Source organism: Nonomuraea montanisoli, assembly GCF_013363975.1.
Classification (GTDB): Bacteria; Actinomycetota; Actinomycetes; order Streptosporangiales; family Streptosporangiaceae; genus Nonomuraea; species Nonomuraea montanisoli.
The window spans coordinates 464,598-490,667 of the sequence record NZ_JABWGN010000008.1; the positions used below are offsets into that span (position 1 = coordinate 464,598).

23 protein-coding genes are annotated in these 26,070 nt (G+C 73.5%); 12 read left to right on the plus strand and 11 right to left on the minus strand.

Annotated features, from left to right (window positions below):
• Positions 1-1,293, minus strand: coding sequence for an ArsB/NhaD family transporter (locus HTZ77_RS22995; RefSeq protein ID WP_175591706.1), 1,293 nt, complete (start codon positions 1,291-1,293; stop codon positions 1-3).
• Positions 1,294-1,327: 34 nt separating this feature from the next.
• The gene (locus HTZ77_RS23000) at positions 1,328-1,771 is read right to left on the minus strand and encodes a CBS domain-containing protein (RefSeq protein ID WP_175591707.1); all 444 of its coding nucleotides are present in this window, start codon (positions 1,769-1,771) and stop codon (positions 1,328-1,330) included.
• A gap of 224 nt (positions 1,772-1,995) precedes the next feature.
• Here HTZ77_RS23000 and HTZ77_RS23005 point away from each other — a divergent pair, with 224 nt between their 5' ends.
• The 3 genes from HTZ77_RS23005 to HTZ77_RS23015 all read left to right on the plus strand — a co-directional run bounded on the left by HTZ77_RS23005 (position 1,996) and on the right by HTZ77_RS23015 (position 4,988).
• On the plus strand, positions 1,996-2,502 hold the full coding sequence (locus tag HTZ77_RS23005; RefSeq protein ID WP_328808712.1) for a DUF5946 family protein: 507 nt from the start codon (positions 1,996-1,998) through the stop codon (positions 2,500-2,502).
• A gap of 279 nt (positions 2,503-2,781) precedes the next feature.
• Complete coding sequence (locus HTZ77_RS23010; protein WP_205303065.1) at positions 2,782-3,966, plus strand: phosphatidylinositol-specific phospholipase C1-like protein; 1,185 nt, start codon at positions 2,782-2,784, stop codon at positions 3,964-3,966.
• A gap of 173 nt (positions 3,967-4,139) precedes the next feature.
• Positions 4,140-4,988, plus strand: a complete 849-nt coding sequence (locus HTZ77_RS23015; RefSeq protein WP_175591708.1) for a phosphotransferase — start codon at positions 4,140-4,142, stop codon at positions 4,986-4,988.
• 105 nt (positions 4,989-5,093) lie between these two features.
• On the opposite strand, the gene HTZ77_RS23020 is transcribed toward HTZ77_RS23015, so the two are convergent.
• Positions 5,094-5,402 (minus strand): hypothetical protein, encoded by a 309-nt coding sequence (locus tag HTZ77_RS23020; RefSeq protein ID WP_175591709.1) that lies wholly within the window; start codon positions 5,400-5,402, stop codon positions 5,094-5,096.
• A 118-nt stretch (positions 5,403-5,520) separates the two neighbouring features.
• Between HTZ77_RS23020 and HTZ77_RS23025 the strand changes: the two genes are divergently transcribed.
• The gene (locus HTZ77_RS23025) at positions 5,521-6,240 is read left to right on the plus strand and encodes a DedA family protein (RefSeq protein ID WP_175591710.1); all 720 of its coding nucleotides are present in this window, start codon (positions 5,521-5,523) and stop codon (positions 6,238-6,240) included.
• Positions 6,241-6,490: 250 nt separating this feature from the next.
• Positions 6,491-6,673 carry a hypothetical protein gene (locus tag HTZ77_RS23030; protein ID WP_175591711.1) on the plus strand — a complete coding sequence of 61 codons (183 nt, stop codon included), beginning with the start codon at positions 6,491-6,493 and terminating at the stop codon, positions 6,671-6,673.
• Between the two features lie 169 nt (positions 6,674-6,842).
• Here HTZ77_RS23030 and HTZ77_RS48315 read toward each other — a convergent pair whose 3' ends face one another.
• The 6 genes from HTZ77_RS48315 to HTZ77_RS23060 all read right to left on the minus strand — a co-directional run bounded on the left by HTZ77_RS48315 (position 6,843) and on the right by HTZ77_RS23060 (position 14,630).
• Entirely contained in the window at positions 6,843-8,255 is a 1,413-nt protein-coding gene (locus HTZ77_RS48315; RefSeq protein WP_328808713.1) for a dihydrolipoyl dehydrogenase family protein, read from the minus strand.
• Between the two features lie 487 nt (positions 8,256-8,742).
• The gene (locus HTZ77_RS23040; RefSeq protein ID WP_175591712.1) at positions 8,743-9,357 is read right to left on the minus strand and encodes a pentapeptide repeat-containing protein; all 615 of its coding nucleotides are present in this window, start codon (positions 9,355-9,357) and stop codon (positions 8,743-8,745) included.
• Between the two features lie 63 nt (positions 9,358-9,420).
• Positions 9,421-10,596: a cation:proton antiporter gene (locus tag HTZ77_RS23045; RefSeq protein WP_175591713.1), complete on the minus strand. Its 1,176-nt coding sequence runs from the start codon at positions 10,594-10,596 to the stop codon at positions 9,421-9,423.
• An 8-nt stretch (positions 10,597-10,604) separates the two neighbouring features.
• A complete protein-coding gene (locus HTZ77_RS23050) occupies positions 10,605-11,087 on the minus strand; it encodes a cation:proton antiporter regulatory subunit (protein ID WP_175591714.1) in 483 nt (160 codons plus the stop codon).
• Between the two features lie 88 nt (positions 11,088-11,175).
• The gene (locus HTZ77_RS23055; RefSeq protein WP_175591715.1) at positions 11,176-12,351 is read right to left on the minus strand and encodes an acetate/propionate family kinase; all 1,176 of its coding nucleotides are present in this window, start codon (positions 12,349-12,351) and stop codon (positions 11,176-11,178) included.
• Positions 12,327-14,630, minus strand: coding sequence for a phosphoketolase family protein (locus HTZ77_RS23060; RefSeq protein WP_175591716.1), 2,304 nt, complete (start codon positions 14,628-14,630; stop codon positions 12,327-12,329). The genes HTZ77_RS23055 and HTZ77_RS23060 overlap by 25 nt, the downstream gene beginning before the upstream one ends.
• Before the next feature lie 130 nt (positions 14,631-14,760).
• Here HTZ77_RS23060 and HTZ77_RS23065 point away from each other — a divergent pair, with 130 nt between their 5' ends.
• The 6 genes from HTZ77_RS23065 (at position 14,761) to HTZ77_RS23090 (ending at position 21,646) form a co-directional block, all read left to right on the plus strand.
• Positions 14,761-15,150, plus strand: coding sequence for an ATP-binding protein (locus HTZ77_RS23065; RefSeq protein ID WP_175591717.1), 390 nt, complete (start codon positions 14,761-14,763; stop codon positions 15,148-15,150).
• A gap of 45 nt (positions 15,151-15,195) precedes the next feature.
• Positions 15,196-15,612: an ATP-binding protein gene (locus HTZ77_RS23070; protein WP_175591718.1), complete on the plus strand. Its 417-nt coding sequence runs from the start codon at positions 15,196-15,198 to the stop codon at positions 15,610-15,612.
• Positions 15,613-15,622: 10 nt separating this feature from the next.
• Positions 15,623-17,329, plus strand: coding sequence for an IlvD/Edd family dehydratase (locus tag HTZ77_RS23075; RefSeq protein WP_175591719.1), 1,707 nt, complete (start codon positions 15,623-15,625; stop codon positions 17,327-17,329).
• 136 nt (positions 17,330-17,465) lie between these two features.
• Complete coding sequence (gene pgi, locus HTZ77_RS23080; RefSeq protein WP_175591720.1) at positions 17,466-19,097, plus strand: glucose-6-phosphate isomerase; 1,632 nt, start codon at positions 17,466-17,468, stop codon at positions 19,095-19,097.
• 76 nt (positions 19,098-19,173) lie between these two features.
• Positions 19,174-21,288 carry an alpha-galactosidase gene (locus tag HTZ77_RS23085; RefSeq protein WP_175591721.1) on the plus strand — a complete coding sequence of 705 codons (2,115 nt, stop codon included), beginning with the start codon at positions 19,174-19,176 and terminating at the stop codon, positions 21,286-21,288.
• Between the two features lie 4 nt (positions 21,289-21,292).
• Positions 21,293-21,646, plus strand: coding sequence for a spore germination protein GerW family protein (locus HTZ77_RS23090; RefSeq protein WP_175591722.1), 354 nt, complete (start codon positions 21,293-21,295; stop codon positions 21,644-21,646).
• A 61-nt stretch (positions 21,647-21,707) separates the two neighbouring features.
• Here the strand turns inward: HTZ77_RS23090 and HTZ77_RS23095 are convergent, their stop codons facing one another.
• Positions 21,708-22,430: a VIT1/CCC1 transporter family protein gene (locus HTZ77_RS23095; protein ID WP_175591723.1), complete on the minus strand. Its 723-nt coding sequence runs from the start codon at positions 22,428-22,430 to the stop codon at positions 21,708-21,710.
• Positions 22,431-22,698: 268 nt separating this feature from the next.
• A complete protein-coding gene (locus tag HTZ77_RS23100) occupies positions 22,699-23,367 on the minus strand; it encodes a hypothetical protein (RefSeq protein WP_205303069.1) in 669 nt (222 codons plus the stop codon).
• A 486-nt stretch (positions 23,368-23,853) separates the two neighbouring features.
• On the opposite strand from HTZ77_RS23100, the gene HTZ77_RS23105 reads away from it, so the two are divergent.
• Complete coding sequence (locus HTZ77_RS23105) at positions 23,854-26,067, plus strand: hypothetical protein (protein ID WP_175591724.1); 2,214 nt, start codon at positions 23,854-23,856, stop codon at positions 26,065-26,067.
• Positions 26,068-26,070 lie beyond the last annotated feature (3 nt).

The window sequence follows — 26,070 nt, forward strand, 5'->3', positions numbered from 1 at the left end:
TCAGAGCAGGTAGCGCAGCCACAGGTACGGCGTCGCCAGCGCGACCGTGGTGACCGTCACGATCAGGCCGTACCGGGTGAACCCCCAGAAGCTGATCCGCGTCCCGTTGCGGGCGGCGATGCCGATCACCACCACGTTGGCCGCCGCGCCGACGGCCGTCGCGTTGCCGCCGAGGTCGGCGCCGAGCGCGAGCGCCCACCACAGCGCCCGCGCCTGGTCGCCGCCCCCGGCGGCATGCACGAGCTGCTCGACGATGGGGCTCATGGTGGCGACGTACGGGATGTTGTCCACGATGGCCGACAGCCCGGCCGAGCCCCACAGCATCGCCATCACGGTGGCCTCCGGCCGTCCCTCGGCCGCCCCGGCCGCCGCCCGCGCCACCTCCCCGATGACCCCGGTGTGGACCAGCGCGCCGACCATGACGAACAACCCGGCGAAGAACACCAGCGTCGGCCACTCGACCTCGGCGATCGCCTCCTCCGTGGTGATCTCCGTGAGCGCGACCAGCGCCCCGGCGCCCAGCAGCGCCACCACCGAGGGCTCGTAGTGCAGCACCGGGTGCAGCACGAACGCCGCCATGACCAGCGCGAGCACGGTCAGGCTCTGCCACAGCAGCCGCCGGTCGGCGATGGCCTCCCGCTCGTTCAGCGCCATGATCTCGGCGGCCCGGTCGGGGTCGTACCGGAACGCGTCGCGGAACAGCACCCGGCACAGCAGTGCGAACACCGCCACCAGCACCACGACCAGCGGCGTCAGGTGCAGGAGGAAGTCGTTGAAGGTCAGGCCGGCCCGGCTGGCGATGATGATGTTCGGCGGGTCGCCGACGAGCGTGGCGGTGCCGCCGATGTTGGAGGCCATGGCCTCGGCGATGAGGTACGGCGCCACCGGCAGCGCCAGCCGCTCGCACACCAGGAACGTCACGGGCGCGACGAGCAGCACGGTCGTCACGTTGTCGAGCAGCGCCGACGCCGACGCGGTGATCACCACGAGCAGCACCATGAGCCGGTACGGCCGGCCCCGGGCACGCTTGGCGGCCCAGATGGCGAGGTACTCGAACACGCCGGTGCGCTTCAGCACTCCCACGATGATCATCATGCCGAGCAGCAGGAAGACGACGTTCCAGTCGATGCCGGTGCGCTCGGAGAAGAACGCCGGCCCGGCGGCGGTGGCGTGGATCACCAGCATGACCGCCGCCCCGCCCAGCGCGGCGGCGACGCGGTGCACCCTCTCCGTCGCGATCAGCGCGTACGCCCCGAGGAAGGCGGCGACCGCCAGCCACGCGGTGAGCGTCACTGCTCGACCAGCCAGTTCATCAGCGCCTGGAGCGTCACTGCTCGACCAGCCGGTCCACCAGCGCCTGGAGCGTCACGGCGCCCCGCAGCCCGCCGGCGTCGACGACGGCCACGAGCGGGCTGTGGGTGCGCGCCATGAGCGCGGCCAGCTCCAGCACCGTCGCGTCCGGGTCGGTCACGGGCAGCTCCCGTGGGCGGGGCGGCATCGCCTCGCGTACCGTACGGCCGGAGATCGAGCGCATGAACACGTCGGCGTGCGCCTCGTCCACCACCCGCGCCAGCGCCGGATCGTCGAGGCAGTAGCCCGGCACGGCCAGCCGCAGCACCTGGGTGCCGGGCAGGATCCCGGCCGGGAGACCGTGCTCGTCCACCACGATCAGGCCCGGCAGGTCGTGGTCGGCCAGCAGCCGGGCGGCGTCGGCCACCGGGGTGTCGAGGCCCACGGTGGGGAAGTCGGCGACGAGGTCACGGGCACGCATGGGGCTCTCCGGGGCATGACGACAGGACCGCCGACCAGCCTTCCCGGCACACCGTGGATCAACCTACCGTCCCGCATCCATGATCAGAAGTGGGCGTCGCGGGTGGGGCGGCGGTTGGACCCTCACGCCGCGTGAGGCCGTAACGTCGCCCACGGCGCGATCGCCGGGTCGTCAAGACGGCGCGGTGAGGGAATGTCGTGTCGTGGTGACGGGAGGAGGGGGCGGTGGTGAGCGTGGTGGTGGTCTGTCCCGGGTGCGGGCTGGCGGCCCCGGCCGGGGGAGGGGCACGACCTGACGCGTACGGGGCGTCGGCGGAGTGCTGGGAGCGTTACGGAGAGCTGCTGGCCCGCTCGTACGGCATCGCCGGCCACCGCCCCGTGCACCAGCTCGTCGTGGACGCGTACGTCGCCCAGCACCCCGGGGGCGACGGCCGGCGGGAGGTCCAGCGCCTGGCGTTGTGCCTGATGACGTTGTGCCTGTTCGTCGAGGAGGGCGCCGACCCCCGTGACGGCCCGGCGCTGCACAAGCGGATGATGGCCGGCCGCCCGGACTACTTCCACTGGCTGCGGCCGCCCCGGCTGGACGGCTTGATGACGGTCGCCGACGTGCTGGCCGCCCGGGACCCGGCCGAGCACGGACGCCTCGTCTGGGAGTGGGGCCGCGACGTGTGGCGGGCCTGGGAACCCTGCCACGCCACGATCCGCGCCTGGAACGCCCGCGCCCTCACCTGACCCGCCTGATCTGACCCGCCCTGATCTGACCCGCAATGACGTGACCCGCCTCGCCCCCTTCCGCCTCGACTCGCCCCGACCTGCCCTGACCTGACCGGGCCGTCGCGCGACCTCGGACGGCGGCCCGTCTTCACGCCCCCGAGAGGTTCCCGGTGTGGCGCACCTCGACCGCCGGGCTATTCGCGCATTTTTCCGGTCTTGTTTGGATATTTCATGATCAGGTGTTAACCCGCTCCCCACACGGTCTGTCCCGGTACACCCCGAACCGCTAGGAGACCCATGCGCCCCCGCCGCGTCCCCGCCCTGCTGACCGCCCCCTTGCTCACCGGCGCCGTGCTCGCCGCGATGGCAGCACTCCCCACCGCCACCGCCTCCCAGGCGGCCACCTCGCGGCAGACCGCCGTATCCACCGGACGGGACGCGGTACGCGTCAACCAGCTCCAGACCATGGCCACCCACAACAGCTACCACCGGGAGCTGGCCGACGCCGAGAAGGACGTCCAGCGCAGGACCGACGCCAACTGGTGGAACCTCCAGTACTCCTATCCGGCGCTCGACCGCCAGTTCGCCGACCAGCGCGTGCGCGGCATCGAGCTCGACGTCTTCCCCGACCCCGCCGGCGGCCTCTACACCGCGCCGCTCGTCCGCCGCGACGCCGGCCTGCCCCCGCTGAGCGACCCCGCCCTGCGGGAACCGGGCTTCAAGGTGCTGCACTGGGCCGACCACGACTACGGCACCGTCTGCTCCACCCTGACCGCCTGCCTGCGCCAGGTGCGCCGCTGGTCCGACGCGCACCCCGGCCACGTTCCGCTGACCATCCTCACCGAGCTGAAGAGCACCGACCCGGCCAAGGAGGCGCAGGGCGGCGCCAAGAGCCCGGCCTGGAACAAGGCGCTGCTGGAGGCGCTGGACAAGGAGATCCGCTCGGTCTTCCCCGCCGAGCGGATGATCACCCCGGACGACGTCCGCCGCCCCGGCCTGACGCTGGAGCAGTCGGTCCTGACCCGCGGCTGGCCGGAGCTCGCGTCCTCGCGCGGCAAGGTGATGTTCTTCATGGACAACCAGACCCCCGCGCTCCAGGCCGCGTACCTGGAGGGACGGCCCAGCCTGGAAGGACGGGTGCTGTTCACCAACTCCCGGCCCGGCCGCGCCGACGCCGCGTTCGTCGGCTGGAACGAGCCCCAGGGCGACAACACCGCGCAGATCCGCGACATGGTGCGGCGCGGCTACTACGTGCGCACCCGCGCCGACGTGCCGTTCACCGAGGCCCGCACCGGCGACACGAGCCGGCTGGAGGCCGCGCTGTCGAGCGGGGCGCAGATGGTCAGCACCGACTTCCCGGTGATCGGCCTGTCGGCGCGCCACGGCAGCGACTACACGGCCGAGCTGCCCGGCGGCGCCGTCGCCCGCTGCAACCCGGTGAACGCGCCGCACGCCTGCCGCGACCGCGCGCTGGAGAGGTGAGGGGCCCGGAAAGGTGACGGGTCCGGGGACAGGTGACGGGGTCCTGGAGTGGCGATGGATCCCGGAGTGGTGACGGGTACTCCGCCTTGCCGCCCGGCGCGGCCGCGTGGCTCGTAAGATCGGGATTTCGCCCGGCGGGCCGAGCCGCGGGGCCCTCTACCCCCGGAGCGGACATGACCTCTGGCACGTACACCGAACCGCACGAACCCGGGCCCGAGATCCCGCTCGCCGGCGGGGACGTCACCGAGGGCGTCGTGCGGGTCGGCGACACGGTGCGCCGTCCGGTCGGGCCCAACGCCCCGCTCGTCCACGCGCTGTTGCGCCATCTGGAGGAGGTCGGGTTCGCGGGCGCTCCGCGGTTCCTCGGCATCGACGCGGCCGGGCGGGAGGTGCTGACCTTCGTTCCCGGCGAGGTCGCCGGGCGGCCGAGGCCGGCGTGGATCGCCGACGAGGAACGGCTGGCCTCCGTCGGGCGGCTCGTGCGCGACTACGACGACGCCGTCGCGGGGTTCGTCGTGCCCGAGGGGGTGCGGCCGGGGTACGGGTTCGCGGAGCCGCCGGGCATGCCGCCCAAGCCCCCGTACCCGGCCGAGCTGGTCGGCCACATGGACTGCACGCCGGACAACATCGTGTTCCGCGGCGGCGAGGCGGCCGCGTTGATCGACTTCGACATGGCGAAACCGGTCGCCAGGGTGGAGGAGGCGCTGAACGTGATGCTGTACTGGGCGCCGCTGGGCGACCCCGCCGACGCCGATCCGCCGCTGCGCGAGGTGAACGTGCCGCGCCGCTGCCGCATCGTCGCCGACGCCTACGGGATGTCGGGCGCCGACCGTTCCCGCCTCGTCGAGGTCGCCGTGCTGCGCACCCGGCGGGCGTGGTTCTCCATGAAGCAGATCGCCGAGGAACGGGGCGGCGGCTGGGCGCGCATGTGGGAGGAGGGCGTCGGCGACAGGATCAAAAGACGCGAGGCGTGGCTGGAGCGCGAAGCCAAGGCCATCGACGCGGCACTGACCGCCCCCTGACCACCCGGCCGACCGCCCCCTGACCACCCGGTCGACCGCCCCCTGACCACCCGGTCGACCTCCGCGTGGCTGCGTGACCGGCTGAACTCCCTGGCCCGCTCGGCGTCAGGGCTGGTCGCGGGACGTGACGATCATCCGGCCTTCGTCCTCGCGCACGTGGTAGCCGGCGTCGGCGAGGAGGGTCCGTAACGCGAGCCGCACCGCGCCCCGGATCAGCCGGTAACGCGCCGCGTGCTCCTCGCCGGGCACGGCGTCCGGCTCCCACGAGACGACCACGCCGCGGCCCGGCTCGTGCCACACCCGCAGCCCGCCGTCGCCGTCCGCGTCGCGGCGTTCCACGGTGAATCCCGCCTCCGAGAGCCGCCGGCGGACCCGGCTCTCCAGCATGGCGGCGTCGATGGGCGGGGGGCTCACGACGATCATGTTCCCGCCGTGGCCGCGTCCATTCCTGACGCCCGGTCACGCATACACCCGTCCGCACCGGCTAGAGGATCTTCCGGACACCGCCGACGACAGACGAGGAGCCGGATCGATGACCTCCGCGACCGTGGCGTCCACCGGGACGTCCCCCGCCCCCGACGGGATCGCCGGCTGGGCCATGGGGCTCATGGACGCGCTCGGCGCGCCGGGCGCCGGGCTCATCGTGGCGCTGGAGCACGTGTTCCCGCCGCTGCCGAGCGAGGTCATCCTGCCGCTGGCCGGATTCTCGGCGGGCAAGGGCCGGATGGCGCTGTGGGAGGTGCTGGTCTGGACGACGCTCGGCGCGGTGGCGGGGGCGCTGGTCCTGTACGGGCTGGGCGCGCTGCTCGGACGCGAGCGCATCCACGCCCTGGCCGCCAAGGTGCCGCTGGTCAAGCCGTCGGACGTCGAGAAGGCCGAGGACTGGTTCGACCGGCACGGCCGCAGGACGGTGCTGTTCGGGCGGATGGTGCCGGTCATCCGCAGCCTCATCTCCGTGCCGGCCGGTCTGGAGCGCATGCCGCTGGCCACGTTCTGCGCGCTGACCGCGATCGGCAGTCTCGTCTGGAACACCCTGCTCGTCGTGGCGGGCTACCTGCTGGGCGACAACTGGTCGCGGGTGGAGCAGTACGTCGGGACGGGCACCAACATCCTGCTCGGCCTCGCCGCGGCGGCGATCCTGCTGTGGGCGGGCCGCCGCGTCGCCGAGAACCGCCGGTCGTCGTCCGGCGACGGGAACAGTCCGGCGCCGGACGGCGACAGGAACAGCACGACGTCCGGCAAGCCCTCCTGAGTCAACGGATCGTCCCGGGTTCGTGGATCGCGACGAGCCGCCGGGGAAGCCTGACTCGCCGGGGAGGTTCGCCCGAACGTGGGGCCGGTCGCCATGGGCGAGGCTTTGCCGCCGCGCGGGCGACCCCGCCGCGAGCCCCTGGCTACGTTGAGAGGTGTTCCGCGCCGCATGGGCGATTCCCGGGAACCCAGTCGACGCTCCGTCCGGTCCGGACCACCCGGACCACCCGACATCCACGGAGTGATCCACGATGCTGAAGCACCTGCTCGTCGCCGCCGCCGTGGTGGCCGGAGCCTTCACCGTCTCGGGCGCCGTCGCCGCCGCCGTGTCAGCGCACCCGGCCCAGCAGACCGGAAGCGCCACGGTGCACGTCCCGGCGAACCTCGAACCGACCATCTACGACAACGAGGACGACGAGGACCGGGCCCGGTAAAGGGAGTTCACACCCGGCGTGCCGGGGGCGGGCCGCGCCATCGACGGGGCGGCCCGCCCCCTCCGCGTCAAGACTCGCCTCCCGCCAAGACGCCGGTCGTCAGGGCCCGGTCGTCAGGGCCCGGTCATCAGACCTCGGCAGTCAGAGCCCGGCAGCCAGAGCCCGCGCGTCAGAGCCCGTACGTCTCCAGCAGGCGCAGCCAGATCTCGCTGACCGTCGGGAACGACGGCACGGCATGCCACAGCCGCTCCAGCGGCACCTCGCCGGTGACCGCGATCGTCGCCGCGTGCAGCAGCTCGGCCACGCCCGGCCCGGCGAACGTCACCCCGAGCAGCACCTGGCGGTCCTCGTCCACCACGGCCTTGGCCCGTCCCCGGTAGCCGTCGCCGAGCAGGTACGCGCCCGACACCGAGCCCAGGTCGTACTCCACGGTCCTGATCCGGAAGCCCGCCTCGCGGGCGGCGGCCTCGGTGAGGCCGACGGAGCAGATCTGCGGGTCGGTGAAGACCACCTGGGGCGCGCCGCGGCCGTCGGCCGTGTCGCGCAGCGCCGGCAGGTCGTCGGGCTCGCCCTTGGCCCGGGCGGCGATGACGTCGCCGCAGACCCGCGCCTGGTACTTGCCCATGTGGGTGAGCAGGTTGCGGCCGTTGGCGTCGCCGACCGCGTACAGCCAGCCGCCGTCGACGCCGGTGGCGCGCATGCTGTCGTCGACCTCGACGTACCGGCCCCGCTCGAGCCCCACGGTGTCGAGGCCGACCTGGGAGGTGGCCGGCTTGCGGCCGGTCGCGACGAGCAGCTCGTCGGCCTCCAGCGGCGGCCCGTCGGGCAGCCGGATCGTCACCTTGCCGCCGGGCTCCGGCCGCTCGACCGCGACGGCGCCGGTGCGCAGCCGCACGTCGATCCCCGCGTCGGCGAACGAGGCGGCCAGCAGCTCGCCGGCGAACGGCTCCATCCGGGGCAGCAGCCGGTCGCCGCGCACGAGCATCGTGGTCTGCCGGGCGCCGAGGCCGTGCATGGCCTGGGCCATCTCGCAGGCCACCACGCCGCCGCCGATGACGGCCAGCCGCTCGGGCACGGACGTGGCGGCGGTCACCTCGTGGCTGGTCCAGGGACTGGCCTCGCGCAGCCCGGGCACCGGCGGGACGGCCGCGGTGCTGCCGGTGGCCAGCACCACCGCGTGGCGCGCGGTGACGGTGCGCTCGGAGCCGTCGGGGGCGGTGACCCGGACGCGGCGCGGCCCGTCGAGCCGTCCGGCGCCGCGCAGGAACGTGGCCGGCACCCCGTCCAGCCACCGCACCTGCCCGGAGTCGTCGTAGTGGGACACCGCCTCGTCGCGCCGGGCCAGCACCTTGCCCGCCTCGATGGGGCCGATCGTCAGGCCGGGCACCCGCCCGACCTCGGCGGCCAGCTCCACCGGACGCAGCAGGGCCTTGCTCGGGATGCACGCCCAGTACGAGCATTCGCCGCCGAGCAGGCGGTTCTCCACGACGGCGGCCGTGAGCCCGCCGCGCACGGCTCGTGCCGCCACGTTCTCCCCGGCCGGCCCGCCGCCGATCACGATCACGTCGAACTCGTCGCTCACGTCCGCCTCCCCAGACTCACCCTCATGCCGACCCCATCAGCCTCTCAGAACCTCACACCGCCCGGTCACGGCGGGGCGGGGGGCATCCCCTTCCACGCGTGCGGGGAGGCGCGCCTTCTTCCGCACGTCCGGGGAACCCCTCCGCGTGTCCGGAGGCGCATTCCTTTCTACGCGTGCGGGGAGGCGCGTCCCCGTCCGGACGTCCGGAAACCCCTCCGGGTGTCCGGGGCGGCGCGTCCCCCTCCGCGTGTCCGGGGAACTCCTCGCGTCCGGGGAGGCACATCCCCTTCCCCGTGTCCTGGGAACCCTTCCGCGTGTCCGGGGAAGCGCGTCCTCCTCCGCGCGTCCCGGGGCGGGATCCTCTCGGACGCGCCGGGGTGCCTCGCCGCGATCAGGGACGGTGCCCCGAGACGTCGACGCCCGAACCGGGGCACGCCGAGCCGGGGCACGCCGAACCCGAGCCAGGGCACGCCGAATCGGCGCGGCGTCAGCGCACGTCGAGGCCCAGGGTGGCGGCCACGACCGTCGCCTGCTGGACGTCGACGACCGCCCCGCCGATCTTGGCGGTGAGCAGGTCGAGCCCGTCGAGGTCGCTGCCCCGCAGATCGCACCGGGTGAGGTCGGCGCTGTGCACCAAGGCGCCGGACAGGTCGCAGCGCAGCAGCGAGGCGCCTTCGAGCCGGGCCCCGGTGAGGTCGGCCTCGCGCAGCCGTACCTCGCGGAAACTGCTGCCCCGCAGGTCGGCGCCCGCGAGCCCGGCGAACGACCAGTCGCCCCCCTCGACCTTGAGCAGCCCGTACGAGCAGTCGTCGAACATGCTCCCCGTCAGCTTGCACCCCCGGAACGTGGCGTCGAAGAACGAGCAGCGCACGAACGTGCAGCTCGCGAACCGGGCGTCCTCGTGGACCGACACGTTGAACCGGACGTCGCGGAAGACGCACTCGTCGAACACGGACCCGCGGTCGGTCGCCTCCGTCATGTCCACGTCGGCGAACAGGACCCGCCGGTGGACCTCGCGGTCCAGCTCGCGGCCGTCCCAGTCGGCGGAGTGGATCTCCGTGTCGGTCGGCGGAGGGCGGTGCCCGTGCATACGTTCGGCCATGCGGGCAGGCTAGCCACCGCCACCGACAAAACCGCGACCGACAAAATGTCCCCGGACCGGCCGTCAGGCGGTCTCGCCGGCGGCGCGCCGGGTCAGCGACGTGATGAGGGGCTGCACGAGCTTGGCCGCGAGCGGCCCGAAGGCGGCCAGGATCAGCACGTACGCCGCCGCCAGCGGCCCGAGGTCCGGGTGGACGCCGGCCGCCACCGCCAGCCCCGCGATCACGATGTTGAACTCGCCCCGGGGGATGAGCGCGATGCCGGCCCGGGCCTGACCGGCGCGGGCGATGCCCGCCCGCCGGGCCGCGTACATGCCGGTCAGCAGCTTGGTCGCCATGCTGACCACGGCCAGTAACGCCGCCAGCCCCGCCACCGGCAGGATCTTGCCGGGGTCGGTCTGGAAGCCGAAGAAGACGAAGAACACCGCGGCGAACAGGTCGCGCAGCGGCTCCAGCAGCGCCCGCGCGTCGTGGGCGAGCTGCCCCGACAGGGCGATGCCCACGAGGAACGCCCCGACGGCCGCCGACACCTGGAGCTGCTGGGCCAGCCCGGCCACCAGCAGCGCGAGCCCGACGACCTTGAGCAGCAGCACCTCGGAGTTCGGGCTGGAGACGAACGCCTCGATGAAGCGGCCGAAGCGCAGCGCGACCAGGAGCACCACGCTGACCGTGGCCAGCGCGATCGCGACGGTGAGCGCCCCGCTCAGCAGGCTCAGCCCGGCCAGCAGGGCCGTCAGCACCGGCAGGTAGAGGGCCATCGTCAGGTCCTCGAACACCAGCAGCGACAGCACCGTCGGCGTCTCGCGGTTGCCGATCCAGCCGAGGTCTGACAGGACCTTGGCGGTGATGCCGGAGGAGGTGGCGTAGGTGACGCCGGCCATGGCGACCGCCGCCACCGGCCCCCAGCCGAGCAGCAGCGCGCAGATCGCGCCCGGCGCGGCGTTGAGCACCAGGTCCACGAGCCCGGCCCGGGCGTTGCCGCGCAGGCTGGTGACGAGCTCGTCGGCGTTGTACTCCAGGCCGAGCGTGAGCAGCAGCAGGACGACGCCCAGCTCAGCGCCCGCGGAGATGAAGTCCGTGCTGGTGGCGAGGGGCAGCACGCCGCCGGTGCCGAAGGCCAGCCCGGCGATCAGGTAGAGGGGGATGGGGGAGATGCCGGCCCGCAGGGCCAGGGCGCCGAGCACGCCGAGACCCAGCAGGACCGCGCCGATTTCGAGCAGGAGGATCGCGGTATCGTGCACCCGCGGCCCTACCCGTGCGCCAGGATGTCGGCCACCTCGGCGGTGCTGTCCGCGCCGCCCACGACCACCACGATGTCGTTGGCCGCGAGGCCGAAGTCGGGGCCGGGGCTGGTGACGACCTGCGGCCCGCGCACCACGGCGACGACGGACGCGCCGGTGCGGGTGCGCACGCGGGCGTCGCCCATGGGCCGCCCGGCGTACGGAGAGGTGGACGGCACGGGGAGCTGGACGCTGACCAGGCCCTCGACCTGCTGGTGGAGCTGGTTGAGCCGCTGCACGATGCGGGGCGCGCCGAGCAGCTCGACCAGCGCCTCGGCCTCCTCGTCGTTCAGCTTGACCGTCTCGCAGGCGCGGTCCGGGTCGCCCTTGTCGTAGATCACGAGGTCGCGGCGGCCGGTGCGGTGGGAGATCACCGCCACGCGTCTGCCGCTCTGCGTCGTGAACTCGTGCCGCAGTCCGATGCCCGGCAGCGCCGTCTGCTCGACCTCCACCCGTCTCCCCGCTCGTGTGATCCGCTGATGACACGGAGACCGTACCATTTAGCGGCTTCCGTCCCAGTTGTGCGAAATGAGGTGAGCGTCAGAGGAGGGCGAGCGCCTGGCGGGCGATCTCCCACTCCTCGTCGGTGGGGACGACGAGCACCGCCGTCGCGGACCCGTCCGCCGACACGAACCGCTCCCCGGAGGCGTCCGCGGCGTTGCGCGCCTCGTCCAGGGCCAGGCCGAAGCGGTCCATCCCGGCCAGCGCCCCGGCCCGGGTGGCGGCGTCGTGCTCGCCGACGCCGCCGGTGAACACGACCGCGTCCACCCGGCCGAGCAGCGCGCAGTAGGCGCCGACGTACTTGCGGATCCGCCGCGTGTAGACCTCCAGCGCCAGGCGCGCCCGCCCGTCGCCGCCGGCGGCGCGCCGGCGCACCTCCCGCATGTCGCCGGACCCGGCCAGCGCGAGCAGGCCGGCCTCCCGGCTCAGCGCCCGCTCGGCCTCCTCGACGTCCAGCCCGCGCGCCCGCTTCAGGTAACCCAGCAGCGCGGGGTCCACGTCGCCGGAGCGGGTGCCCATGACCAGGCCCTCCAGCGGCGAAAGCCCCATCGAGGTGTCCACGCTGCGGCCGCCCTCGATCGCGGTGGCGCTCGCGCCGTTGCCGAGGTGCAGCACGATCAGGTTCGTCTCCTCCGGGGTACGGCCCAGCAGCTCGGCCGCCCGCCGCGACACGTACGCGCACGACGTCCCGTGGAAGCCGAACCGCCGCACCCCCCACTCCCGGGGCACCGCGTACGTGTACGCCTCCGGCGGCAGCGTCCGGTGGAAGGCCGTGTCGAACACGGCGACCTGCGGCACGCCCGGGAAGGCGTCGCGCGCCACCCGCACCCCGGCCAGGTTCACCGGGTTGTGCAGCGGGGCGAGCGGCGCCAGCTCCTCGATGGCGGCGATCACGCCGTCGTCCACGAGCACGGCCTCCCGGAAGCGGGTCCCGCCGTGCACGACCCGGTGCCCGACCGCGACCGGTTCCAGCTCCGGGCCGGCCTTGTCGAACGCCTCCAGCACGGCCGCCAGGGCCTCCGCGTGCCCGGGGAACGCCCGCTCGCACGCGTACGGCCGGCCCCGCCCGGCGTCCGCCCGGTGCGTCAGCCGCCCCTCCTCCTCGCCGATCCGCTCGACCAGCCCCCGGGCCGCGCGCTCGCGGGAGCCGACGTCGATCAGCTCGTACTTGATGGAGGAGGAGCCGGTGTTCAGGACGAGGATCCGTGCGGCCATGTCCACCCGCTGATCTCGGGAGCGTCCTCGCCGTGCTCGCGGGTGTGCGCGCGGGCCCGCAGCCGGGTGTCCGACATGCGCTGGCGCAGGTGCGCAGCGGTGGTGCCGAGACCGGGGACGCGGTCGATGACGTCCATGACGAGGTGGTAGCGGTCGATGTCGTTGAGCATCGCCATGTCGAACGGCGTCGTGGTGGTGCCCTCCTCCTTGTAGCCGCGCACGTGCAGGTTCGCGTGGTTGCTCCGCCGGTAGGTGAGCCGGTGGATGAGCTGCGGATAGCCGTGGAAGTTGAAGATCACCGGCTTGTCGGTGGTGAACAGGGCGTCGTACTCGGCGTCCGTCATGCCGTGCGGGTGCTCCGAGCGCGGCTGCAGCCGCATGAGGTCGACCACGTTGATCACGCGCACTTTCAGCTCCGGCAGGTGCTCGCGCAGCATCGCCGCCGCGGCCAGCGTCTCCAGCGTGGGCACGTCGCCCGCGCAGGCCAGCACCACGTCCGGCGCGGTGCCGTCGTCGGTGCTCGCCCACGGCAGGATGCCGAGCCCGCGCGTGCAGTGCGCGATCGCCTCGTCCATGGTGAACAGGTCGAGCACCGGCTGCTTGCCGGCGACGATGACGTTGACGTAGTCGCGCGAGCGCAGGCAGTGGTCGCCCACCGACAGCAGCGTGTTCGCGTCCGGCGGCAGGTAGACCCGCACCACGGACGGCTTCTTGTTGACCACCACGTCCAGGAAGCCCGGGTCCTGGTGGCTGAAGCCGTTGTGGTCCTGCCGCCACACGTGCGACGACAGCAGGTACGTCAGCGAGGCCACCGGCCGCCGCCACGGGATCTTCTTCGACGACTCCAGCCACTTGGCGTGCTGGTTGAACATGGCGTCGATGATGTGGATGAACGCCTCGTAGCAGTTGAACAGCCCGTGCCGGCCGGTCAGCAGGTAGCCCTCCAGCCAGCCCTGGCACAGGTGCTCCGACAGGACCTCCATGACCCGGCCGCCGGGCGCCAGGTTCTCGTCCGTGGGCTTCAGCTCGGCGTTCCAGGCGCGGTCGGTGACCTCGAAGACCTCCGACAGCCGGTTCGAGGCGGTCTCGTCCGGCCCCATCAGCCGGAACGTGCGCGGGTTGGCCGCGATCACGTCGCGCAGCAGCCCGCCGAGCACGCGGGTCGGCTCGCTGGTCGTGGCGGCCGGCGACTTGACCTCCACGGCGTGCTCGCGGAAGTCCGGCAGCCGCAGCGGCGCCAGCAGCTCGCCCCCGTTGGCGTGCGGGTTGGCGCTCATCCGGCGCGGCCCCTCGGGCACGGTCCGCCTGATCGCGGGCACCGGGCCGCCGTCCGGCGCGAACAGCTCCTCGGGCCGGTAGGAGCGCATCCACGCCTCGAGCTGCTCCAGCCGCTCCGGGTGGTTGCGCACGTCTCCGAGGGGCACCTGGTGGGCGCGCCACGTGCCCTCCACCGGCAGCCCGTCCACCTCCTTCGGCCCGGTCCAGCCCTTGGGGGTGCGCAGCACGATCATGGGCAGCCGGTCGGAGTCGCCCCCCTTGTACGCGGCGATCTCGTCGAACACCGTGTCCAGCGTCGCGGCCATCTCCTGGTGGTCCGGGCCCACCACGTGCGGCAGGTAGCCGTAGCCGCGCATGAGCTGGAGCAGGTCCGCCTCGGGGATCCGGGCCAGCACCGTCGGATTGGCGATCTTGTAGCCGTTGAGGTGCAGGATGGGCAGGACCGCGCCGTCATGGCGCCGGTCGAGCAGCTTGTTGGAGTGCCAGCTCGCCGCCAGCGGGCCGGTCTCCGCCTCGCCGTCGCCGACGACGCACGCGACGACCAGGTCCGGGTTGTCGAAGGCCGCGCCGAAGGCATGCGCCAGCGAATAGCCGAGCTCGCCGCCCTCGTGGATCGAGCCGGGCGTCTCCGGCGCCACGTGGCTCGGGATGCCGCCCGGGAAGGAGAACTGGCGGAACAGCCGCCGCATGCCCTCCTGGTCCTGGCCGATGTCCGGGTACCGCTCGGTGTAGGAGCCCTCCAGCCAGGCGTGCGCCACCGCCGCCGGCCCCCCGTGACCGGGCCCCGCGATGTAGATCATGTCCTGGTCGCGCTGCCGGATGACCCGGTTGAGGTGGGCGAAGCTGAAGTTCAGCCCCGGCGTGGTGCCCCAGTGGCCCAGCAGTCGCGGTTTGACGTGCTCGGGCCGGAGCGGCTCCGTCAGGAGAGGATTGTCGAGCAGATAGATCTGGCCGACCGACAGATAGTTCGCCGCCCGCCAGTATGCGTCGATATCGTCCATCCCATGATGGTTCCTTCAGACCGACGGCTCACACGCGTTGATTAGAACGGCCCTCCTGTGGCAGGGGACCAGGCAACCGGCTGAGTGAGGCGTCATGGACATCCGGTCATCGAGAACACAGGCGTTCGCCATGACATTCACCGAGGCGGACGTGGCGGGGGCACGCGGAGCCGTGGAACGGTTCGCGCTGGCCCACGGCCTGGCGGACGAGCGCGCCGTCGATCTCGTGCTCGCCGTCAACGAGGCGGTCGTCAACGCGATCGCCTACGCCGACGGAAGGGGGGTGCTACGACTGTGGAGGGACGGCGACAGCGTGATGTGCGAGATCCGTGACTACGGGAGCGGGATCTCCGGGCGCACGCTGGACAAGGAGGACCCGCCGCCCATGACCTCGGCGGGCGGTTGGGGCATTTGGCTCATCAGGCGCCTGGCCGATAAGGTCGCCATCACGACCGGCCCGGACGGCACCGCCGTGCGCATCGCGATGTCGCTGCCCGGCCGGGAGCGCGAGGCGACCTGACGGCGCAGCCCATCCACGCAGGCCAACCACCCAGGCAGGCGACCCGTGAACTCCGATCGCGGCCCGGCGGACACTCCTCCGCTGCTCGACACCTTCTTCGAGAAGGACACCCTTTCCGGCACGCGCGCCGACGCGCAGCGCCTGTCGGAGGCCAACGGGCTCGAGTCCACCCGGCTCCTCGACTTCGTCATGGCGGTCAACGAGTGCCTGGTCAACGTCGTCGCCCACGCGGGCGGACGCGGCCGGCTGCGCCTGTGGCACGACGGCGACCGGCTGCTGTGCGAGATCCGCGACTTCGGCCCCGGCATCCCGGCGTCCTTCCTGGAGGAGACCGACCTGCCCGCCCCCTCGCAGGTGGGCGGGCGCGGCATCTGGCTGATCCGCCGCCTGACCGACGGCGCCGCCTTCGCCACCGGTCCGGGCGGAACGACCGTTCACATGGTGATGAAGACCACACGATAGGCTGCGCCCCATGGGGCTCCGTAGCGCGCGGTGGTACTCCGGCGACGACCGGAACTCCTACATCCACCGCGCCTGGATGCGCCGCGGACTGCCCGCGTCGGCCTTCGGCGGCGACCGGCCGCACATCGCGATCGCCAACACCGCCTCCGACCTCACCCCCTGCAACGCCCACCTGAACGAGGTGGCCGAGAGCGTGCAGCACGGCGTGTGGGCCGCGGGCGGCGTCCCGCTCGACCTGCCCGTCGTCTCCCTCGGCGAGACCAACCTCCGGCCCACCGCCATGCTGTGGCGCAACCTCGCCGCCATGGCCACCGAGGAGATGCTGCGCGCCAACCCGATCGACGGCGTGGTGCTGCTCGGCGGGTGCGACAAGACGATCCCCTCGCTGCTCATGGCCGCGGCCTCCGTCGACCTGCCCGCGCTCGTCGTGCCCGGCGGCCCCATGCTGACCGGCCACTACCGCGGCGTGCCGCTCGGCTGCGGCACCGACGTGTGGCGGCTCAGCGAGGAGGTGCGCGCCGGCACCCTGTCGCGCGAGGCGTTCCTGCGCTCGGAGTCGTCGATGGTGCGCAGCCGCGGCCACTGCAACACCATGGGCACCGCCTCCACCATGGCCTGCGTGGCCGAGGCGCTCGGCATGACCATCCCCGGCACCGCCGGCACCCCCGCCCCCGACAGCATGCTGCTCGAACGCTCCCACGCCGCGGGCGAGCTGGCCGTCGAGCTCGTACGGCGGGAGCGCCGCCCCAGCCAGGTGATGACCCGCGGCTCGTTCCTCAACGCGATCGTCACCCTCGCCGCGATCGGCGGCTCCACCAACGCCGTCATCCATCTGCTGGCCATCGCCGGCCGCCTCGGCGTGCCGCTCGACCTCGACGACTTCGACCGCACCGGCGCCGGAGTCCCGCTGCTCGCCGACCTGCAGCCGGCCGGCCGCCACCTCATGGACGACCTGTACCGCGCGGGCGGGCTGCTGGCCCTGCTGCGCGAGGTCGAGGACCTGCTCGACCCGCGTCCCGTCACCGTCACCGGCCGGCCGCTCACCGCCTACCTCGCCGAGGCCGAGATCTGGGACGAGACCGTCATCCGGCGGCGCGCCGAGCCGCTGCTGCCCGACGCGGGCATCGCGGTCCTGCGCGGCAACCTCGCCCCCGGCGGCGCCGTGATCAAGCCCGCCGCCGCCTCGCCCGGGCTGCTGCGCCACCGCGGCCGGGCCGTCGTCTTCGACAGCGTCGAGGACCTGCACGCCCGGCTCGACGCGCCCGGCCTCGACGTGGACGAGACCTCCGTCCTCGTGCTGCGCGGCTGCGGCCCCAAGGGCTACCCCGGCATGCCCGAGGTCGGCAACCTGCCGCTGCCCGCCAAGCTGCTCGCCAAGGGCGTGCGCGACATGGTGCGCGTCAGCGACGCCCGCATGAGCGGCACCGCCTACGGCACCGTCGTCCTGCACACCTCGCCCGAGGCCGCCGCCGGCGGGCCGCTGGCGCGGGTCCGCACCGGCGACCCGATCGTGCTCGACGTGGCCGCCCGCCGCCTCGACGTCGACCTGCCCGACGGCGAGCTGGCCGCCCGCGACCCCGTCACGACCGGCCACGCCCGGCCCGTACGCGGCTGGGAACGCCTCTACGTCGACCACGTCACCCAGGCCGACCGGGGCGCCGACCTCGACTTCCTCATCGGCTCCGGCGGCGACGCGGTGGGCCGCGACTCCCACTGACCCCGTCCCCTCTCCCCGCGGCAAAGAGTGGCCTGCGCCATGCGCGGAATCCGTCCCCCGGGGTACGGGGTTACGGAACCATGTGAACCGTGTGATCGGATTGACGGCACCCTTGAACGATGACGCAGGAGGACAAGTGAGCGGCGACATCACCCGCAGCCAGGAGTGGGCGGCGCTGGGCAAGCACCACGAGGAGCTGGCCGGCAGGCACCTGCGCGAGCTGTTCGCGGAGGATCCGGGGCGCGCGGAGCGGATGACGCTGACCGCCGGCGACCTGTTCCTCGACTACGCCAAGCACCGCGCCACCGGCGAGACGATCGACCTGCTCGTGGCGCTGGCCGAGCGGGCCGGGCTGCGCGAGCGGATCGACGCCATGTTCTCCGGCGAGCACATCAACGTCAGCGAGGACCGCGCCGTCCTGCACACGGCGCTGCGCCTGCCGCCCGGCGCCGACCTGACCGTCGACGGGCAGGACGTGGCCGGCGACGTCCACGCCGTGCTCGACAAGATGAGCGCCTTCGCCGAGCGGGTCCGCTCCCAGCAGTGGCGCGGCGCCACCGGGCAGCCCATCGCCACCGTCGTCAACATCGGCATCGGCGGCTCCGACCTCGGCCCCGCCATGGCCTACGAGGCGCTGCGCGACTACGCCGACGCCGGCATCGAGGCCCGGTTCGTCTCCAACATCGACCCGGCCGACATCACCGGCACCCTGGCCGGCCTCGACCCGGCCACCACGCTCGTCGTGGTCAGCTCCAAGACGTTCACCACGCTGGAGACGCTCACCAACGCCAAGGTGGCCCGGCAGTGGCTGGTCGGCGCGCTCGGCGAGGAGGCCGTGGCCAAGCACTTCGTGGCCGTCTCCACCAACGCCGCCAAGGTCGCCGAGTTCGGCATCGACACCGACAACATGTTCGGCTTCTGGGACTGGGTCGGCGGCCGCTACTCCTACGACGGCGCCATCGGCCTCTCCCTCATGATCGCCATCGGGCCGGAGCGGTTCCGCGAGATGCTGGCCGGCTTCCACGCGATCGACGAGCACTTCCGCACCGCCCCGCTGGACGCCAACATGCCGGTCCTGATGGGCCTGCTCGGGGTGTGGTACACCGACTTCTTCGACGCCGAGACCCACGCCGTCCTGCCCTACAGCCAGCGCCTGCACCGCTTCCCCGCCTACCTCCAGCAGCTCACCATGGAGTCCAACGGCAAGTCGGTGCGCGCCGACGGCGAGCCGGTCACCACCGACACCGGCGAGATCTTCTGGGGCGAGCCCGGCACCAACGGCCAGCACGCCTTCTACCAGCTCCTCCACCAGGGCACGCGCCTCGTCCCCGCCGACTTCATCGGCTTCGCCGAGCCGTACGAGGACCGCGAGGGCATGCACGACCTGCTGTCGGCCAACCTGTTCGCGCAGAGCTCCGCGCTGGCGTTCGGCAAGACCGCCGGGGAGATCGCCGCCGAGGGCACGCCGGCGCACATCGCGCCGCACAAGGTGATGCCCGGCAACCGGCCCAGCTCCACCATCCTCGCGCCCAAGCTCACCCCGTCCACGCTGGGGCAGCTCGTCGCCCTGTACGAGCACATCGTGTTCGTCGAGGGCACGATCTGGGGGATCGACTCCTTCGACCAGTGGGGCGTGGAGCTGGGCAAGAAGATGGCGCTCGACCTCGCGCCCGCCCTCACCGGCGAGCAGCCGCCGAGCGACCTCCCGGACCCGTCCACGGCCACGCTCGTCCGCCGCTACCGCGAGCTGCGCGGCCGGCGCGCCTGACCCTCTCGGCGGCCCCGGCGGGTGGCGCCGCCGGCCCGATTGACGTGGCGTGCCGGGGCACCGGAGGATCTCTCCCATGCCAGTCATCCCGGTTCCCGGCCGCCAGCACACCTGGGCCGCCCTCACCCCGGCCACCGCGTACGTCTTCGGCGTCGAGAGCGCCGACGACACCCGCGTCGTCCAGCACTACTGGGGGCCGAGGCTGCCCGGGGCCGCGCTCGAGGAGGTCGCCGCCGACGCCACGGCCTGGTTCGTCACCGGTTTCCACGACCCGGCCGACGTCTGCGAGCTGCTGCCCGTCGACGGCGGGCGCCGCTGGGGGGTGCCGTCGCTGCAGGCCGTGTATCCCGGCGGCGTCCGCTCGGTCGAGCTGTCCTTCGACCGGGCCGTCGAGCACGGGCCCGGCGAGCTGGAGCTGGTGCTGCGCGACCAGGTCCACGGCCTGCGCGTCGGCCTGTTCGTGCGCGTCCACGACGACACCGACGTGGTCGAGCGCTGGACCGCGGTGACCAACGAATCCGGCGAGCCCGTCCACCTGCAGCGGCTCGACTCCGGCGCGTGGGCGCTGCCCGAGCAGGCCGGGCACCGCTGCACCGGCGTGGCCGGCGCCTGGGGCCGCGAGACCCGGCTCCACCGGGGCGAGCTGCCGGTCGGCGAGACCACGTTCACCAGCAGGACCGGCACCACCTCGCACCGGGCCAACCCCTGGATCATGATCGGCGACGCCGGTGAGACCACCGGGGAGGTGTGGAGCGTCGCGCTGGCCTGGAGCGGCTCGTGGCGGCTCACCGCGCAGCGCCGCCCCGAGGGCGACGTGGCCGTCACCGCCGGGTTCGGCCACGAGGGCCTCACCTGGCCCCTCGCGCCGGGCGCGGCCCTGCGCACGCCGTCCGCCCTCGGGCTGCACACCACCGGCGGGTACGGCGCCGCCAGCCGCGCCTGGCACGCCTACGCGCGCGGGCACGTGCTGCCCACCCCGGCCGAGGAGCGGCCCGTCCTGTACAACTCGTGGGAGGCCACCGGCTTCGACGTCACCGAGGACGGCCAGCTCGCGCTCGCCCGGCGGGCCGCCGAGCTGGGCGTCGAGCTGTTCGTCGTCGACGACGGCTGGTTCGGCACCCGCACCGACGACACGCGCGGCCTCGGCGACTGGTGGCCCAACCCCGACCGCTTCCCGCAGGGGCTCGGCAAGCTGTTCGACGGCGCCCGCGACCTGGGCATGCAGGCCGGGCTCTGGGTGGAGCCCGAGATGGTCAACCCCGACAGCGACCTCTACCGCGAGCACCCCGACTGGACGCTGCACTTCCCGGGCCGCCGCCGCGACACCATGCGCAACCAGCTCGTCCTCAACTTCGGCCGCGAGGACGTGCGCGCCTGGGCGCTCGCCTGGCTGGACGGGCTCGTCACCGAGTACGGCCTGGCCTACCTCAAGTGGGACATGAACCGCAGCTTCAGCCAGGCCGGCTGGGCCGAGGGCGGCGACCTGCTGTGGATCGAGCACACCCGCGGCGTGTACGCCATCATGGACGAGCTGCGCGCCCGCCACCCCGGCCTGCGGATCGAGTCGTGCTCCGGCGGCGGCGGCCGGGCAGACCTCGGCATCCTGCGCCGCACCGACCAGGTGTGGACCTCCGACAACACCGACGCCCGCGACCGCCAGGCCATCCAGGACGGCTTCTCCTACCTGTACCCGGCGAGCGTGATGTCGTGCTGGGTGACCGACAGCCCCAACCCGATCACCGGGCGGGAGGTGCCGCTGCGCTACCGCTTCCACGTGGCCATGGCCGGCACGCTCGGCATCGGCGGTGACCTGACCCGCTGGAGCGAGGAGGAGCTGGCCGAGGCGCGGGAGCTGGTCGCCGCGTACAAGGAGGTGCGGCCGGTCATCCAGCACGGCGAGCTGCGCCGCCTGACCGGCTCGCCGGGCGTCACGGCCTCGGCGGTGCAGTACACGCTGGGCGACCGGGTCGTGGTGCTCGCCTACAACCCGTACAAGCTGGACGAGCGGCCGCCCCGCAGACTGCGCCTGGAGGGGCTCGACCCCGAAGCGCTCTACGAGGACGGGGCCGGCGTGCGCCGGCACGGGGCGGCGCTCATGCACCACGGACTGACCCCGGCCTCGTGGTCGCTGTACGGGCCCGACTACCGCAGCGAGATGGTGGCGCTCCGCCGCGTCCAGGGCGGATCATGACGGGATGGACATCAAACAGCTCATCGAGAAGTCCGGGGACGCCGGGGTCGTGAGGCGCGTCTTCGGTGAGCCTGTGCGTCAGGGCGATGTCACCGTCGTCCCGGTCGCCCGCGTCGCCGGAGGGGGCGGCGGCGGCGAGGGCAGGCGCCAGGCGGCGGAGGGGGAGGAGAGCGGCACGGGCAGCGGCGGCGGCTTCGGCTACGCCGCCTGGCCCGCGGGCGTCTACGTGATCAAGAACGACGACGTGCGCTGGCAGCCCGCGGTGGACGTCACCCGCATCGTGATCGGCGGCCAGATCACCTTCGTCGTGCTTCTGCTCATGCTCCGGTCCATCCTCAAGAAGCGCCGCCGCCGTTAGCCCGGCGAGGGTCCCGTACGTTTTCCGGGCGTACGGGACCCTCCGCCGTTCAAGGGGCGGATCAGGAGACGGTGACGCCCAGCAGATGGCCGATGCCGAAGGTCACGGCCGCGGCGCCGACGCCCAGGGCGAGCTGGCGCAGGCCGCCCAGCCACCAGGGCCGGGCCGTCATGCGCGCCACCACCGCGCCGAACCCGAACAGCGCCAGCACGCTCAGCACCACCGCCACCGTCAGCCCCGACGCCCCGAACAGGAAGGGCGCCAGCGGCACCAGAGCCCCGGCGGCGAACGCGCCGAACGACGAGGCGGCGGCCAGCCGCGGCGAGGGCAGGTCGTCGGGGTCCACGCCCAGCTCCTCGCGCACGTGGACGCGCAGCGCCTGCTCCGGGTCCGCCGACAGCCCGGCGGCGACCTTGCGGGCCAGCTCGGCGTCCAGTCCGCGGGCCCGGTAGAGGGCGGCCAGCTCGGCCTGCTCACCCTCCGGGTTGCGCGCGAGCTCGCGCCGCTCCACGGCGATCTCGGCGCGCATCAGCTCCGTCTGCGACTTCACGGAGGTGTACTCGCCGGCGGCCATCGAGCACGCGCCCGCGACCAGCCCGGCGAACCCGGCCAGCACCGCCCCGCGGCCCGCGCCCGCGGCGCCCACGACACCGGCGATCAACGCGAAGTTCGAGACGAGTCCGTCCATGGCGCCGAACACCGCCGGCCGCAGCCATCCGCCCGTCACGTCACGGTGGGTGTGGTGCAGCTCGGGGGACTGCGGCTGGGCGAGCTCGACGGTCATGACAATGCCTCCAAATGCCTATTTCTATGTGAAATTTAGGCATAGTTCCGGAGGAGCCGCAACGAAGGCGAGGCTTGCCTGAGCTGCGGCGTTACCGGGGAAGCCGGGCCCGGATCGAACACCTGCTCGGGCCGTGGGAGGTCCCGGACGGGCTGGGACCCCAGGTCAGGACGGGTGCCGCGACAGGCGCGCCGAAGGGTGGCGTGGAGGGTCATGACGCATCGGCCGGGGGCGGTCACTGACCGCCCCCGGCCGATCTTTCGAGGCGTTACGGGTGTGCGCGAAGAGCGGGCGCCGGATCGGTCGCGCCGGCTTCGGCCGGCGGGACGGCGGAGCCCGGCGCCGGTCCGGTGGCGGGCCGGGGCGCGGGCAGAGGCGCGGGCAGGGCGGGGCCGTGGACGAGCGCCGAACAGTCGGCGATCGCCTCGGTCAGCAGCTCCCGCAGCAGCGTGTCCGGGTCGGGGATGCACGCCTGCACGATCCCCACCACCGACAGCTGCACCGCGTTCGGCGCGGCGTAGCGGCGGAAACCCTTCTCCGTGAGCTTCGCCGCGCGGCTGAACTTCCTGGCCTGCTCGGCCGCGCGCGGCACCTGGGCCAGTGCCGCTTCGCTGCGCTCGCTCAGCCGCCCCGGCGGTGCCCCGTCGAGGCGGCACATGACCTCCTCGGCCGCCAGCACCGAGACCGCCAGCGCGAGCTGCCGCTCGGCGGCCGCCACCGGCAGCGCAGTCGTCGCGCACCGGAGGGAGATCTGCGCGTCGAGGCGCAGGTCGTCGCCGGCCAGGCCGATGATGGACGGGACCAGCTCGATGAGCCTGCCCCGGTTGTCGTCGCTCGTGTTGTCGTTGACCAAGCGGGCGAGCGCGGCCAGCAGCGGGTGCGTGCAGGCCGGGTGATCGCTCCACCGCTCGCCGGCGAGATAGGACGCCAGCTCCATGAAGCAGGCACCGCGCTTCGGGTTGCGATGTCTCCCTCGGGACAGGACCGGCATGTGATCGAGGTAATTGTCCACGGGTGCTCCAACTCGACGGATCGCCGTGATTCCAGTCTGCGCCGCCGATCGCGGGAGCGCCAGTGATGGGATGTTCGCCGCCTGCTCGGCCATGTCCCTGGGGTGCGGCCGGCAAGGATGGGGGAGACATCGGAGGAATGACGGCTTCGGGGCGATGGCGCACCCCCGGCGGTTGGTGCCCGGATCGCCGGGTACGTAGCTGCTCGGAGACCTGTGCCGCGGAGGTGCCCGGCGCGGGGGCGAGCGGCGTGAGAACCCCGTCACCGTGCGGATTCGCGGTCAACGGCATGATCAAATGTGATCGAAAAGGAGAGCGCCCGGGGACGGGCACGTGCTAGGTTTCCGACACTTCCCGACTCGAGCGCCGGGCGGCGGCCGGGGTGTCACAGCCGCGCGGAGCTCCTCATCCGGATGGGGGCACCGACGGTGAGGTGGGCGCTGCTGCTCACGGCCGCGACGACGCTGTGGCTGGCACAGCCCGCCGCGGCCCAGGCCACGGAAACGACCGGCACGACGGCGCAGGCCGCGCGCGCGGTTGAATCGACGGGCACGGCCGCGGCGAAGGGCGCGGTCGCGGCGGCGCGAACGAGCGCGGACAGGCGTGTCGTCTTCATCGGCGTGCCCGGCCTGCACTGGAACGACCTCGACCCGGCCCGCACCCCCCACCTGTGGGGGCTCGCGGGCCAGAGCGCGCTCGGATCGGTCTCGGTCAAGACCGTCGGCACCGTCGCGTGCCCGTACGACGGCTGGCTGAGCGTCTCCGCCGGCATCCGCTCCGCGGTCGGCCACGGCTGCGGCCTGCCGCCGGAGCCCGAGACGCGCGGCACCGGCGCGGTCGTGCCCGGTTTCCAGGACCTGCGCGGCCTTCGCGACGGCACGTACGCGGGCACGCTCGGCCAGGCCGTCCACGCCGCCGGGCAGTGCACGGCCGCGGTCGGCCCGGGGGCGGCGCTCGCCCTGGCCGACCTGGAGGGCAAGGTGGACGTGTACGCCGCCGAGCCCGCCGCGCTGGCCGACTGGACGCGCTGCCGCGTGACGGCCGTCGACGTGAACGAGCTGATCACCCCGTACGTCTCCGGCGGCGGGCTGCCCGCCGAGCCCGAGGCGCTGACGCCGGCGCGGCGCGAGGAGGCGGCGCGCGCCGCCGACGCGAAGGTCGGCGAGGCACTGGCCAGGATCCCGGCCGGCAGCGACGTGGTGCTGGCCGGCATCGGCGACCACGGCACCATGCCGCACCTGCGGGTGGCCATGTGGAAGGGCTCCCAGGCGAAGCCGGGGGCGCTGCTCGGCACCACCTCGACCCGGCGCGACGACATCGTCATCCTGCCCGACATCGCCCCCACCGTGCTGGCCGCCGCCGGCATCGCGGCGCCGGCCACCGTCATCGGCGTCCCCTGGCACCCGGGCGCCGTGCTGAAACTGGACGAGGCCGTCGCGCACCTGCGCGAGTCCGACCTGACCGGCACCACCGTGCGCTCCACGACCGGCCTGTTCTTCACCGGGTTCGCCATCCTGCAGGTGTCGTTCTACGTCACCGCCTACCTGCTGCTCTCGCGCCGCAGGCGGCCCTACGCGGTGGGCGTCGCCGCCCTGGGGGTCGCCTCGATCCCCGTCTCCACGTACCTGGTGAACCTGCTGCCGTGGGTGCGCGCCGGCGTGCCGACCGCGGCCCTGGTCGGCGGGGTGCTCGGGATCGCGGCCCTGATCGTCCTGGCGGCCGTGGCGGGCCCGTGGCGGCGCCATCCGCTCGGCCCGCCCGCCGTGGTCGCCGGGGTCACCGCCGCCACCCTGGTCGGCGACCTGCTGAGCGGCACGACCCTGCAGTTCAACAGCCTCATGGGCTACACCGCCGTCGTGGGCGGCCGCTACTACGGGCTGGCCAACATCCCGTTCGCGCTGCTGGCCACCGCCGTGCTCATGGTGACCGCCGTCGCCGCCGACCACCTCGTGCGGGTCGGCCGCCGGACGGTCGCGGTCGCGCTGGTCTCCACGCTCGGCCTCGTCGCCATGCTGCTGGCCGGCTGGCCGGGCGTGGGCAGCGACTTCGGCGGCGTGATCGCCTTCGTGCCCGGCATCGCGGTGACGGCGATGCTGGTGGCGGGACGGCGGGTGTCGCTGATCAAGCTCGCCGGGTTCTGCGTGCTGGGCGGCGTGGCGGTGACGATCATCGCGGTGCTGGACCACACGCGGCCCGTCGCGTCGCAGACGCACCTCGGCCGGTTCGTCGGCCAGGTGATCGACGGGACGTTCCTGCCCATGATCGGCCGCAAGCTCGGGGCGATGCTCAACACCATGCTCTCGCCCAACCTCATGCCGATCGTGATCGTCGGGCTGGCGTTCCTCATCTTCGCGCTGCTGCGGCCGGCCAAGGTGAGCGCCGGCCTGGTGCCGCAGGCGTTCGCCCGGGCCCCGATGCTGCGGGCCGGCCTCGTGGGCGCGCTGGTGAGCGGCGTGGTGGGCATGCTGGTCAACGACTCGGGCACGGCGGTGCTGTCCATGGCGGTGTCGCTGGCCGTGCCGCTGGTGCTGTACGCGGGCCTGCGCTCGCCGATGCCCGAGCCCGAGGCCGGCGACGCCCAGCCCGACGCCCTCGAACCCCACGGCGCGGCCCCCACCCCCGCCTGACCC